1 protein-coding gene is annotated in these 515 nt (G+C 62.7%); it reads left to right on the forward strand.

Going from position 1 to position 515, the window contains the following annotated elements; translation table 11 throughout:
• On the forward strand, positions 1-515 hold a 515-nt coding region (locus NKI85_RS38150), incomplete at both ends, for a recombinase family protein (protein WP_352781034.1).

Raw genomic sequence — 515 nt, forward strand, 5'->3', positions numbered from 1 at the left:
CTGGCAGCAGCTCATCGAGATGTGCCGCGTCGTCGATACCGTGCTGATCGACCAGGAGACGGTCTACGCACCGCGCCAGGGCAATGACCGGCTGCTGCTGGGACTGAAGGGCAGTCTCAACGGGTATGAGCTCGATCTTCTGCGTCAGCGCTCCCTGTCGGCCCGCTATGAGAAGGCCCGGCGCGGTGAACTCGTCGTCGCTGCCCCGGTCGGCTTCGTGAAGGTCGGCGACCGGCTGGAGAAGGATCCCGATCGTCGCATGCAAGAGGCCATCACCCTTGTGTTTGACAAGGTGGCGGAACTCGGCAGTGCCCGCCAGGCCCTGCTCTGGTTCCTCGAACATGGGCTGGATTTGCCTGCCAAGCGCAACAATGGCGATGTGGTCTGGCGCAGGCCAAGCTATGCGACCATTCACCGAATGATCGAGAACCCGATCTACGGCGGCGCCTACGCCTATGGTAAGACTCGTGCTGCGTCGGGATATGATGCAACAGCCATTCGTTCGCGCAGCCGCC

It is taken from the genome of Mesorhizobium sp. M0571 (assembly GCF_040320985.1).
Taxonomy (GTDB): Bacteria; Pseudomonadota; Alphaproteobacteria; order Rhizobiales; family Rhizobiaceae; genus Mesorhizobium.